The sequence below is a fragment of the Bradyrhizobium denitrificans genome (assembly GCF_013179005.1).
Taxonomy (GTDB): domain Bacteria; phylum Pseudomonadota; class Alphaproteobacteria; order Rhizobiales; family Xanthobacteraceae; genus Bradyrhizobium; species Bradyrhizobium denitrificans.
In genome coordinates, this window is sequence record NZ_JABFDP010000046.1 from 1 (window position 1) to 12,005 (window position 12,005).

11 protein-coding genes and 2 pseudogenes are annotated in these 12,005 nt (G+C 63.4%); 5 read left to right on the forward strand and 8 right to left on the reverse strand.

Going from position 1 to position 12,005, the window contains the following annotated elements:
* The 6 genes from HL671_RS34740 to traA form a co-directional block, all read right to left on the reverse strand.
* A partial coding sequence (locus HL671_RS34740) for a recombinase family protein (protein ID WP_172242957.1) occupies window positions 1-1,629 on the reverse strand: 1,629 nt, incomplete at its 3' end.
* Complete coding sequence (locus HL671_RS34745) at window positions 1,626-2,087, reverse strand: type II toxin-antitoxin system VapC family toxin (RefSeq protein ID WP_172242960.1); 462 nt, start codon at window positions 2,085-2,087, stop codon at window positions 1,626-1,628. The genes HL671_RS34740 and HL671_RS34745, both read right to left, overlap by 4 nt.
* Window positions 2,084-2,332, reverse strand: a complete 249-nt coding sequence (locus HL671_RS34750; RefSeq protein WP_172242963.1) for a type II toxin-antitoxin system Phd/YefM family antitoxin — start codon at window positions 2,330-2,332, stop codon at window positions 2,084-2,086. The genes HL671_RS34745 and HL671_RS34750 overlap by 4 nt, the downstream gene beginning before the upstream one ends.
* An 86-nt stretch (window positions 2,333-2,418) precedes the next feature.
* Window positions 2,419-2,664 carry a hypothetical protein gene (locus HL671_RS34755; RefSeq protein WP_172242954.1) on the reverse strand — a complete coding sequence of 82 codons (246 nt, stop codon included), beginning with the start codon at window positions 2,662-2,664 and terminating at the stop codon, window positions 2,419-2,421.
* Window positions 2,654-2,872: a helix-turn-helix transcriptional regulator gene (locus HL671_RS34760; RefSeq protein WP_172242966.1), complete on the reverse strand. Its 219-nt coding sequence runs from the start codon at window positions 2,870-2,872 to the stop codon at window positions 2,654-2,656. Before HL671_RS34760 ends, HL671_RS34755 begins: the two co-directional genes overlap by 11 nt.
* Window positions 2,873-3,002: 130 nt before the next feature.
* Window positions 3,003-5,909: a Ti-type conjugative transfer relaxase TraA gene (gene traA / locus HL671_RS34765; protein WP_172242969.1), complete on the reverse strand. Its 2,907-nt coding sequence runs from the start codon at window positions 5,907-5,909 to the stop codon at window positions 3,003-3,005.
* A gap of 172 nt (window positions 5,910-6,081) precedes the next feature.
* On the opposite strand from traA, the gene HL671_RS34770 reads away from it, so the two are divergent.
* The 3 genes and pseudogenes from HL671_RS34770 to HL671_RS34780 form a co-directional block, all read left to right on the forward strand.
* A complete protein-coding gene (locus HL671_RS34770) occupies window positions 6,082-6,408 on the forward strand; it encodes a conjugal transfer protein TraD (protein WP_012040774.1) in 327 nt (108 codons plus the stop codon).
* Between the two features lies 1 nt (window position 6,409).
* A complete protein-coding gene (locus HL671_RS34775) occupies window positions 6,410-6,628 on the forward strand; it encodes a conjugal transfer protein TraD (RefSeq protein ID WP_012040775.1) in 219 nt (72 codons plus the stop codon).
* A gap of 169 nt (window positions 6,629-6,797) precedes the next feature.
* Window positions 6,798-7,862, forward strand: a pseudogene (locus tag HL671_RS34780) (IS256 family transposase); the annotation flags it as partial.
* Between the two features lie 305 nt (window positions 7,863-8,167).
* On the opposite strand, the gene HL671_RS34785 reads toward HL671_RS34780, so the two are convergent.
* Window positions 8,168-9,385: an IS110 family RNA-guided transposase gene (locus HL671_RS34785; RefSeq protein WP_417903712.1), complete on the reverse strand. Its 1,218-nt coding sequence runs from the start codon at window positions 9,383-9,385 to the stop codon at window positions 8,168-8,170.
* Window positions 9,386-9,647: 262 nt separating this feature from the next.
* Between HL671_RS34785 and HL671_RS34790 the strand changes: the two are divergent.
* A pseudogene (locus HL671_RS34790) lies at window positions 9,648-9,890 on the forward strand (IS256 family transposase); the annotation flags it as partial.
* Between the two features lie 59 nt (window positions 9,891-9,949).
* Here the strand turns inward: HL671_RS34790 and HL671_RS34795 are convergent.
* Window positions 9,950-10,948: a LysR family transcriptional regulator gene (locus HL671_RS34795; RefSeq protein ID WP_210264227.1), complete on the reverse strand. Its 999-nt coding sequence runs from the start codon at window positions 10,946-10,948 to the stop codon at window positions 9,950-9,952.
* A 37-nt stretch (window positions 10,949-10,985) separates the two neighbouring features.
* Here HL671_RS34795 and HL671_RS34800 point away from each other — a divergent pair, with 37 nt between their 5' ends.
* Window positions 10,986-12,002, forward strand: a complete 1,017-nt coding sequence (locus HL671_RS34800) for a class 1 fructose-bisphosphatase (RefSeq protein WP_012040783.1) — start codon at window positions 10,986-10,988, stop codon at window positions 12,000-12,002.
* Window positions 12,003-12,005: the final 3 nt, after the last annotated feature.

A 12,005-nucleotide genomic window follows, 5' to 3' on the forward strand; every position in this document is an offset into this window, starting at 1 on the left:
GTTCGAATCCCTCCCTCTCCGCCACTTCAGTCCCTGAGTGGGCACTGAGTTTACGCCGCTTTTTCCGGTGAGCGCCTGAAGCAGCCGGGTCTTCGATCCCATGATCCGAACCTCGCCGTCCGCGACCTCGACGCGCTGGGCGAGCGCGCGAAGATGGTCGCGGCGGTAGCCGCCGCCTTCGAGGCGGAGGCGCTGGCGGGCGGCTTTGGCAAAGGTGCGGACCATTTGCGTCGTGATGGCCTTGGCGCCGGAGTTGTCGAGCATGGCCTGGGCGCGCTCTGCATCGGCCTTCGCCTGATCCCTGATGGCTTTGAGCCCGTCGACCCGGTCCTTGAGGGCGGGATCGTCGATGTCGGCCACGCCTGCCTCGATGGCGTCGTAGAGGCGCTTGAGGCGCAATTCCGATTCGGACGCACGCTTGTTCAGTTCGGCGATGTGCTCGCGGCGGCGCTCGGATTGCTCCTGCCGCCGGTCGAGGACGCTGGCGAGGATGGTTTCAAGCCGCTCGGGCTGGAGTAGATGGTCTTCCAGGTGGCTGGCGACAAGATCGTCCAGCTTGTCCATCGGCACCGCCATGCCTTCGCAGGCGGTCGGTCCCTGCCGCGCTTTCATGGAGCAAGCATAGTAGCGGTAGCGCCCGCCCTTGCCGGTACGGATGGTCATGGCCCCGCCGCATCTGGCGCAATGGATAAGCCCCGTCAGCATGGTCGGGCCGCTGATGACGGCGGATGGCATGACCTTCGGGTTGCGGGCCTTCAATAGCGCCTGCACGGTGTCGAAGGTTTCGCGGTCGATGATCGGCGGGACCGGAACCGTGACGATCTCGCTGACGGGTTTCAGTTCCTTGGTCTTGCTGCGCTTGTTGAACTCATGCTCGCCCATATAGGTGCGGCGGGTCAGGATGCGATGGACTTGGCCGATGCCCCAGCGTCCGCCGTCGCGGGTGAAGATGCGGCGGCTGTTGAGGTAGGAGACGATGTTCTTGACGCCCATCTGGCCGGTCGTGCCGTCGCCTTCCAGCGCGAGGCGATAGATCAGCCGCACCGTGTCGGCGTGGAACGGGTCGATTTCCAGTTTCTTCTTGGTCTTGGCTCCGCGCTGCTCGGCGGCGACGACACGGTAGCCGATGGGCGGAAGCGAGCCGTTCCAGAAGCCCTGCCGGGCATTCTCCTTCAAGGCGCGCATGACGTGCTTGGCGTTTTCCTTCGACTGATATTCGTCGAACAGGGCCATGATCTGCCGCATCATGACGTGCATGGGGTCATCCCCCATTTCCTGCGTGATCGAGACGAGCTTAACGCCGTTCTTCGCCAGCTTGCGAACGTAGAACTCCAACTCGAAGTGATCGCGGAAAAAGCGGGAGAAGCTGTGAACCACTACCACGTCGAAGGGCGCGGGCTTCGACGTGCCAGCCTCGATCATGCGTTGGAACTCTGGGCGGCGGTCGTTGGTGGCCGACGCACCCGGCTCCACATAGGTTTCGACAAGCTGATAGCCGCGCGAGGCGCAATAGGCTTCACCCTGCCGCTTCTGGTCGGGGATCGAGACATCATGCTCGGCCTGCCGCGCTGTCGAGACGCGCAGATAAAGGGCGGCGCGTAGTGGAATTGCGGAAGAGGAAGCGCTCATGCCGGGCCTCCTTGGGCAGCAGCCTCGTCAGGCGAAAACACGGCGACACCGAACGGCAGAAAATGCTTCGTGTTGCGGGTGACAACGGCGAGTTCATGCGCCGCAGCGATGCCGGCGATCACGGCATCGGCCATGCCGGGATCATGACCGGCGGCGAGCGCCTTCGCTTCCAATCGCCCACCGATCGCGGCAGCCTGCGCGTCGAAGCCAATAATCTTGTCATCGTATGTGGAGACAAGGCCACTGAGCCATGCTTTCAGGCTCGCGGCCTTCGCCGTAGCCCCCTTGTGGTCGAGGAGCGCGATCCCCTTCTCGATCTCATGGATGGAGACCACCGACAGGAATAACCGGCCGTCGGCGTCCATGCGGTCCAGCCAGTTGAGGAAGTCGGCGGATGCTTCCGCCCTCGACGGAGCCAGCATGGAGACAACGTTGGTATCGAGAAGGAAGCCGCTCAAAGCTCGACATCCCGCGACGGTGTGCGATTACGCGTGAACTCTCCGCCTGGGAACGTCCTGAGATAGCTGACAAGGCCCGCCCGTTTGCGTTCGAGCGCCTTGCGCGCGATCTCCGCCGCCTCGACCGAGACCAAAGCCGCGACGGGTTTGCCATGACGGGTGATGGTCACGATCTCTCCTTTGACAGCCTCATCAACAAGGCTGGAAAATCCAGCCTTGGCGTCTCTGAGGTTGATGGTTAGCATGTTGCGTCCTCCATATGTAGACATATGTGACCACATGTAATCTATTGAAGGGCGGATTTCAACGCCGATTTCAAATCTCCGAGGTGTCAGCCCTCGTAGCCGAACAGGTCATCGAACAGATCACCGAACCACTGCTCGAACACCTCGATCTCGGCCTGCGTGACCGGAACGGGATGGGGCCAGTCGTCGGTGACGGTCCAGGTGGACAGGTCATGTTTGGGCGGCCGGCCGGGGAACGGCCACGGATAGCCCAGCAGCGCCTCAAGCTGCTCCGATGCCGTGGGCGATCTGACGCGCCGGGCGCGGGAGCGCGCGCCGCGATCAGACGCCATCGAGGTCACGCCCGCTTCCGGGCCGCCACGCCACGGGATTGGCGATCCATCGGTCGATGTCGGATTCCCGCCAGCCCGCGCCATTGACGCTGATCCTGATCTGGGGCGGGAACGTGCCTTCGGCGATCTTGCGGTAGATGGTGGACCGGGACAGGCCGGTGCGGTCAAGGACGGTGTTCAGGCGGATAATACGGTCTGGCTGACGCATGGCCGCGATGCCTCCTGCTGGCTGTTTCTGGGAACTGCCAGGACAGGCAAACGCAACGATTTGTCGTTGTGCAATAGATAGTTAGGCGTCGTAGGGCTGTGGCGTGGAGACGGCGAAAAATAGGATGGTTCTACAACCCGAGACCCCGGCCCCGACCGAGCCCGAACGTGAGGGTGAGGTCGCGGCCGACGCTCATCCCCGAATCGAATGAGATGCCGAGTTCCCGCTTGCGGCCCGCCAGAAGGGACTCCATTTGCGGGTCGCGTTCGAGGCTCTGCGCCATGTTCCCCATTTCCGTCCGCGCGGCCCGATGGCCGGCATAGTCGCCCGCCGCATAGCGTTCCTCACTGGCCCTGTGCAGATTTCGCCAGCGTTCCACGAAACGGTCGGCGCGGCGGGCCGGTTCGGTGCGCAGCTCGGTTTCCAGTTGCAGGGCGCGGATCGCGCGCCGGGCGTCGCCTAACGCCGCCTCCGCCGCAAGCTCCGGGTTTTTCTTGTAGGCCGCCTCAGCGTCATGCGAGCCGTAGGGGCGCACCTCCTCGAACCGCTGGCGCGCCTCCTGCAATTCCCTGATCTGATCGGGGCTGGCCCTGCCGCCCTGGTCCTGCGCCGTGAAGATCGCATCGACGGCGCGGGCATGGCGGACGAGCGCCCGGCCACGGGAGCGGCGCAAAGCTTCCTCGGGGTCTTCCTCTACCTTCCTTTCCGGCCCCTGTTCGCTCTCGGCGGGCAGGCGCAACCCGTCGAACATGCCGCGCACCTTTTCGGGCACTTGGCGGACAATCTCGACGACCCGGTCCACGCGCTCGCGGAAGGTGATGCCGCGCCGTTCGGCATAGTCGCGGGCGGGTTCGTAGTCGCTCGCCATGTCCTTGGCCCGGTCGCGTGATAAGACGCTAATGAGCTTGTCCTGACTGGCGAAGTCGTCGCGGCCATAGTGCAGGTCCATACCGTCGCGGTGGCGCGAGAGGGCGACATAGCTGCCGTGAGCGTCCATGCCCGGTGTCGCCAGCACATGGGCGCGATCCACGGTCATACCCTGCGCTTTGTGGATCGTCGCGGCATAGCCGTGGTCGATGCGATTGTAGTCCTTCAGGTCGAACGCCACATCGCGGCCGTCATCGGTGCGCACGGTCATGCTCTGGGCGTTGACTTGCTCGATGGTCCCGAGCGTGCCGTTCTTCACGCCAAGCCCGCGCTCGTTAGCCAAGAACATCACGCGGTCGCCAGGTGCGAAGTTCCGGGCACCGCGTTCGGCGGCGACATACACGTCGTCGCCAAGGTTTCCGGCTTCACGCATCCGCCCACGCGCCACCTCGTTTAGCGCGCGCACCTCGGCATTGGTGTGAGTGAGGATGATGCGGCTTGCGTCCGGGTTCGCCTGCCGCTCGCGGTCCCAGCGGTCGATCAATTCGCCGCGCGCCTGCTCGCGTGATGCGGCCTCATGCACCATGCCATGCGCGTCATAGGCATGGATCGCGTCGCCGGTTCGGCCGGTCGCCAGGTCGCGGGTGGCGTCGCGCTGCCAGTCCTGCCGCTGGCGGCGAACCTCGCCGATCTCCGCCCCGCCGTGGCGCTCGAAGATCGAGCGGAATGCCGCGCCAGCTTCTATAGACTGAAGTTGCTGCGGATCGCCGACCAAGACCACTTTGGCACCAACCTCGGCGGCATGGGAGAGCACGCGCTCCAACTGGCGCGTGCCGACCATGCCCGCCTCGTCGATGACAAGCACATCGCGGGAAGTAAGCACGTCGCGGCCCTGTCCCCAACCGTGTTCCATGCTGGCGATGGTGCGGGACGCGATGCCCGAGCCGCTTTCCAGATTCTCGGCCGCGATGCCGGACAGCGCCGCGCCCCGGACCTCGTAGCCCGCCGCTTCCCACGCTTCGCGCGCCACACCCAGCATTGCGCTCTTTCCTGTTCCGGCGTAGCCGACGACGACGCCCAGATCGCGCCCATCCGTGACATGCGTAAGCGCCTCGGCCTGCTCCCCCGAAAGGGCAAGACCACGCGCTTCTGCACGCGCCAGCGCCGCTTCGCGGCCCCTGTCGTTCACCTCATGGCGCTCGCTTTTCGCCATCAGTGCGGCGGCGCGATGCAGGCGCTGTTCCGCCTCGATCATATCGCGGGTGGTGAAACGGTCGTCACCGCGCCCGCCTTTGCCGAGTTCGACAAGATCGGCCGCGTTGCGCATCGCGCCCATCACGTCGTTGAACTGGTCGATCCCGTCGCTATGCCGGTGCGCAAACATCGCCATGTCGCGGCGCGTGAAGGTCGATTGCTGCTGCGTGATCGCATCAAGCGCAGCGGAAGGATCGGCGATGATCCGCGCGCCGTTCTCGCGGGCGATGCGCCGGTGATCCTCGGCGCGGTCGGCCCCGATCCCGGCGGCCTCCATGCGCTGCGCGGGTGCACCGATCTTGGTCTGCGGCTCCAACGCGATGCCTTGCGCTTCCAGGCTGCGATGGTCGATGCGCGCGTCGATGTCGAGTTCAGCAAGGCGCTCGTTGGCCAACTCCGCCCAGCGTTCGCGCCAACGCTCGACCATCTGGGTAGCGTTCCACTCCCGCACCTTTTGGCCGAAGCCGTTTTCGTCCACTGCGCGCATGGTCAGCATGACATGGGCGTGGGGCTTGGGCGTCCCGTCCTCGGCCATGTCCCAATGCACATTGAGGTCGGCGATCATGCCCTGATCGACAAACTCCGCCTGCGCGAAGTCGCGGGCGAGTTCGATGCCTTGGGCTTGCGTCATCTCGCGCGGAAGGGCGAACTCGACCTCGCGGGCAAGCTGGGCGTCCTTCCTGACCTCGAACGCCTCGACATCGTTCCAAAGTCGCTCGCGGTCGCTCCATTGTTCGGGCGCATCCTCCGGCAGCATGACCTCGGAGTGGACGACGCCGCGCTTGTTGGAGAAGTCGTGGCTGCGCTCAAGCCGGTCGTCGTGCAGCCGTGAGGCCGAGCGGTAGGCCGCGGACGCCACCGCGCTGGACCCGGACTTGCGGCCAATGACCTTGACGTGAAGATGATAGATCGCCATCGCGACCCGATCATCTACATGGGCGAAGTGCACGTCGGAACGACGTATAAGCGCGCCCTCGAAACTAATTTCTCGGGACTGCTCGCGCCGTGTTAGCCCGTCTCGGCAACCTTACAGCATTGCGGCAAGCACTCAACTATCATCGCTCCATCGATTGCCTATGGAGGACATGATGCGAAAACCGAGAGACTTCGATGCGGAACTCAAAGCGCTTGAGGACAAGGCGCGAGACCTGAAAGCCCGCAAGGTGCAGCAGCTCGGCGAGCTGGTCATCTCGACCGGAGCCGACGCCCTCAGCGCCGACGAACTGGCGGGCGCGCTGATCGTGCTGACGGAGACGAAAGATACCGGAAAGAGGGAGGCATGGGCCAAGCGCGGCGCCGCGTTCTTTCAGGGCCGGGCGCGGCGATCTGTATCAGCGCCTGACCGCGACGGTGGCGACCCTCCGGCGCAACCGGGCGGCGCACAACCGACATCGGGCGGCGCTGGCGCGACATAACATGCGAACCTGGCAGCTCGAACGCCGCAAACGCACGCGGCATCTCATCGAACTCGGCGGCCTTGTCGTCAAGGCCGGCATCGTGGACCTGACCGGCGACGACCGCGCCATGATCTACGGCGCGCTGCTCTGGATGGCCGACAAGCTCCAAAGCGATCAGGGCGAACATGCGCGAACTCTCTGGAACGCGAAGGGCAAGCAGGCGTTCGAGGATGATTAAGCATCAGTATCGCCAAACGACGCGCCCCCTCGATAGGCGTTGTGGTTATGGAAAGAAGGATCAGCGTCAAGGAGCTATCGCTGAAAGTTGGTGACGGCGGGAATCGGAAAGGCGGCATATCGTGGGGGTGCTTGACGCCTCCACTTCTCCACCGAAGGAGCGATATGCCGTGTCCAACGATAACGTCATCCAGCTGATTCAGCCAGGAATCTTCGACGATCAACTCACAGAAGTGTTGCGCAACGGGGCACGTGCCCTTCTCGCCAAGGCGATCGAGGCCGAAGTCGCGGACTTTCTCGGCCAGCATGCCGATTTGAAGACCGCGGACGGCCACCAGCGCGTCGTGCGCCACGGTCACCTGCCGGAACGCGAGGTGATGACCTGCATCGGTCCGGTTGCCGTCCGCCAGCCACGTGTACGCGATCGCGAGGCGGCCGCCACCGACCCCGACCGCACCCGGTTCTCTCCGTCGATCCTGCCGCCCTACATGCGCCGCTCGAAATCGATCGAGACGCTGCTGCCGATCCTTTACCTGAAGGGTATCTCGACCGGCGACTTCTCGGAGGCGCTGGCTGCGCTGCTCGGCAAGGATGCTGCCGGGTTGTCGGCTTCCGCCATCGGTCGCCTGAAGGACGGTTGGCTCGATGAACACACCGCGTGGCAGAAGCGCGATCTGTCGGCAAAGCGCTACGTCTACATCTGGGCCGACGGCATCCATCTCGAAGCCCGCCTCGAGGACGAAAAGCAGTGCATCCTGGTGCTGATCGGTGCGACGCCGGAAGGCCGCAAGGAACTGGTCGGCTTCACCGATGGTTCCCGCGAGAGCGCGCACGACTGGCGCGAGCTGCTGCTTGATCTGAAGCGGCGCGGGCTTGTCGTGCCTCCGCGGCTCGTCATCGCCGATGGAGCGCTCGGCTTCTGGAAAGCTGCCGGCGAGGTCTGGCCGAAAACGCGCGAGCAGCGCTGCTGGGTGCACAAGACCGCGAACGTGCTCGCCAAGTTGCCGAAGAGCCAGCAGCCGAAAGCCAAGCGCGCGTTGCAGGAGATCTGGATGGCTGAAACGAAGGTCGCAGCCGAGCTGGCGTTCGACGCCTTCATCGAGAGCTACGCGCTGAAATACGACAAGGCGGCCGACTGCCTGAACAAGGATCGGTACACGCTGCTGGCTTTCTACGACTTCCCGGCTGAGCACTGGAAACACTTGCGGACGACGGATGAGATGGACAAGCGATTTCTTCCTGGCCGAGACGACGATTGCGGAGATCGCTGTAAGTCCATTCTTTTGTTCGGCTGCGCTGCGGGCCATTCTTCCGTCCCGGCCACCGATCTCGCAGCCGCCGCGCGCAGGGGCGGTCAAGGCTGGCCGCATTTGCGGCCACCGGAAGGCTTGGTCTTGACCGGCCCGAGCACGGCGGCACGCTGGCGTGGAATGGGACTGCATTCCTGCTAGAACTTGCCGTCAGGCGCGACTATGGTTGTTGGGCGCGGGTGACCTCGTGGCGAAGCGTGATGCGTCGGCTGCAAGCGTCACCGGACTGCCTATTTTGTCCTGCCGAGCTGAGGCGCCCGCGCGCCGGTTTTTGGCCGCCGCGGTTTCCATTGCGACACGAATTGTTCGTAGTTTCGCTCCGCCTGGGCGGCAATCACCATCTCGCGGTCGCGCAGCGCCTTGATGTTGTAGGCGTAGGCAGGTCCACGCCGGTTACCTTTCTGTTGCGGATGTCCGGCTTGAAGTTGCATTGCGCGGGTCTTGTTGGCGACCAGCGCTGGGCGCGCCCACAGGTAATCTTCGCCCTTCGTCAGCAAATGCCAGCAAAGCACAGTGAGCTTGCGAGCCACGGCCACCGCAGCGATCTGATGACCGCGCCGAGCGCGGATGCGCACGAAAAACGCATGCAGTGGGCCGGGCGCCTTGGCCGCTGCCCAGGCCGCCTCGACCAGCATGGCGCGCGCGTGAGAACGGCCGATCTTGCTGATGCGGCCGTGGTGGGCCGCTACCAACCCCGACTGCCGCACCCGCGGGTTCAGCCCGAAATAGCTCACCAGCTTCTGTGGGCTGCTGAACCGGCTGACGTCGCCGATCGCCGCCACGATGCCGGCGGCGACCGCCAGATTGACGCCGGTGATCGTCATCAATCTGTTGACCGCGGAATCGTCGATGGCGTCCTGCGCGATCTCGCGGTCGAGCAGGGCCAGATCTTCCGCCAAACGGTCAAGCTCACGGACGTGCCGATCGATCGCTGCGCGCTCATCGTCCGGCAACTGTTGAGCGGCCAACCACGCCCGGCCGCGGGCGTTGAAAAGATCGGCATGCGGGCACTTCGGGATCAGGTGCGCGTGCAGGATCGAATGCACCTCGTTCTTGAGCCGCGTGCGATGCCGCACAACCTGGTAGCGCCGCGCTACCAGCCGACGCTTGCGTTCGGTCTCCGCGTCCGGCGTCCAGATCTGCGGCAGATACCCGGCCGCCTGCAGACTGGCGAGCGTGCCGGCATCGATCTTGTCGGTCTTGACGTGAGCCTGGGCGATCGCCTTCACCTGCAACGGATTCGCGATAATCACCCGCGCCACGAACGGCGCCAGAACCCGCGACACCGCCATGCTGTTGGCGGTCGCTTCAACCACCACCTCATCATTGGCCAGCAGGGTCTTGCCAAATCCCTCCAGCGCAGTCCGCGTCATATCAATGCGGCCCGCATGTCGGAGCCTGCCGTCTGCCCAAAACACCACCTCCCCGAAAGTTCGGTGGACGTCAATGCCAACTACCCGTCGCATTTGTACCTCCTGCCTGACACATGACGGGAGCTGCGGGCGACACGACAACTACGGATTCGCGATCTCGGCGCAACCGGGCGAGTCGCAGAGGCGGCCAGCTACTAACTCGAACTCTCGGCTCATCGTGTGTATCGGCCTGCCCGCACCTTCGTGCTCCCGGTGCCTCTGTCCCGATGGTCGCACCATACGCCACGGCGCGGGACGCCGGGGCAGAACGTTGGCACCGAGACATCTCATACCGGTTACCAACCCCATCGAAAGCACCTTCGCCACCGTGCGCCACCGCACCATCCGATCGAAGGGCTGCCTATCCAACAAGACCGCGCTCGCGATGGTCTTCAAACTGGTCGAGGGCGCGCAGAGAAGCTGGCGCCGCCTCGACGGTCATAACCAGTTGTCAAAACTCGTTCTCGGTGTGACATTCAACGACGGGATCGAGGTCATCGCCAAGTCGACCGACCGCCAGCCCACAACCGCCGCCGCCTGACCGGCTCAGGCCGTCACCAAAATTTGGCGATAGCTCGTACCTGACTCAAGTCCCTTTTCTCAACCCGAGCGAGATAGCGCACCGGGCAGGAAACTTCCCTTCAATGCTAGGACCACGTCGCGCACTCGCTTTGCCGAAGGCGTCATTGGGGTATCACGCCGACGGACTAGAAACCACTGACGGATGATCGGAAAGCCAGGAAACGAGAGCATTGCTAGGCGCCCCCCCATGAGCTCTGCTTGCACCGTGTGTGCCGAAATGACCGCGATGCCAAGCCCCGCCATCACCGCCTGCTTAATGGTCTCATTGCTTCCGAACTCGATGGACTCGTAGTCACTGCCGACCCCGATCCGATCGAAAAGGCGCTCCATGAGCGCGCGCGTGCCCGAGCCTTTCTCGCGCACCAAAAAGGCGTTAGTTAAGAGGTCACTGGACGAAATGTCGTGGCGTCCGACAAGGGGATGCTTCGGTGGCGCGATAAGCACATGGGGGTGATCGCCAAGCAGGTCCGTATCCACTTCCGGCTCTCGCGGTGGCCGGCCCATGATCGCCAACTCAATCTGACGACTCTTTAGAGCCGAGATGATTTCCTCACGATTGCCAATACGAAATTCGATCTTGATGCGTGGCACCTGACGTCGAAGCTGAGCAATGAGATGTGGTGCAAAGTACTTTGCAGTGCTCACTGCGCCAAGGAAGACGAGCCCTTCATGTCCGGCCGAGATCGCAGAGACTTTTTGAATACAAGAAGACAATATCGCATCAATCTGTTCGGCTGCGGCCAGAACCTCCCGTCCTATCGCGGTTAGAAGCGTCTTACCGTCGGGGCCGCGCTCCAACAGCGGTTCGCCCAGATTCGCTTCCAGATTGCGAAGCTGCGTTGAAACCGCGGGGACGGTTACGTTGAGCCGGCTGGCAGCCAACGACAGGTTCCCTCCTGCGACAATCGCTGCCAGCGCGCGCAGCTGTTTTAGCGTGATCGCTTGTTCATGGATCATCGTTGTAGCTTTGTTTAATGCAGCAAAGATTTTTTTAATTTTTCCTTTCGCACGCGTCAAGGCATGTTATGCGGGAACTAGCTGCCGGAGGACGATCATGACGGCACCGGAAGGCACTCTCGAAAGCTTCCTAGAGGGCGACTGCTCCGTTTCGGAACCGCTTGCGATCACCGTTACGGCGCTCGCCTTTGTCGCGGAGACCCTAGCCGGGGTGATATCGAGCGGTCCGCTCAATGGGCGCCTCGGCGAGGAGGTGGGTGCGAACAGCGATGGCGACCGCCAGAAGAAACTCGACGTCGTGGCGGATGAACTCTTCGCCGGGGCGCTCGCTCCCACACCTGTTCGCTGGTATGCGTCGGAGGAGCGCCCAACTGCCGAAATGCTCAACCCCGAAGGCACTCTAGCGCTTGCGATCGATCCGCTGGACGGGTCGTCCAATATCGATGTGAACATATCGATCGGGACGATCTTCTCGGTCTTCGAAGCCAAAGAATCCGGCGTGGAGAGTTTCCTTCGTCCGGGCCGTGAGCAAATCGCTGCAGGATATGTGGTCTATGGCCCCCAGACGGTGTTCATCCTCGCGACTCGGACCACACTCGCCCAATTTGTGCTCCACCGTGGTCATTTCTTCCTCGTTTCCGACAGCTTGCGCATCCCTGATCGGACAACCGAGTTCGCCATCAACGCATCCAATTACCGGCATTGGTCGCGGCCGATACGGGCTTTCGTCGACGACTGCATCGCCGGTGATGAAGGGCCGTGGGGAGAGAACTTCAATATGCGTTGGGTCGCATCGCTGGTCGCCGAGACCCACCGAATTCTCACGCGTGGCGGGATTTTCCTCTATCCCGCTGACGCCAGGCGAGGCTATGGCCAGGGGCGACTGCGCCTAGTCTATGAGTGCGCTCCGATCGCCTTCATCGTTGAGCGCGCAGGCGGCAAGGCGACCGACGGGATCGACCGCATCCTCGACCTGACACCGAGTGAGCTCCATCAGCGCACGCCCCTCGTCTTCGGCACTGCCGAGAAAGTCAGCCAAGTTTGCGCTTATCACGACCTTCCCGAAAGCGAGGTCTCGCCACTGTTCGGCACACGTGGCTTGTTCAGAGCTTGACGA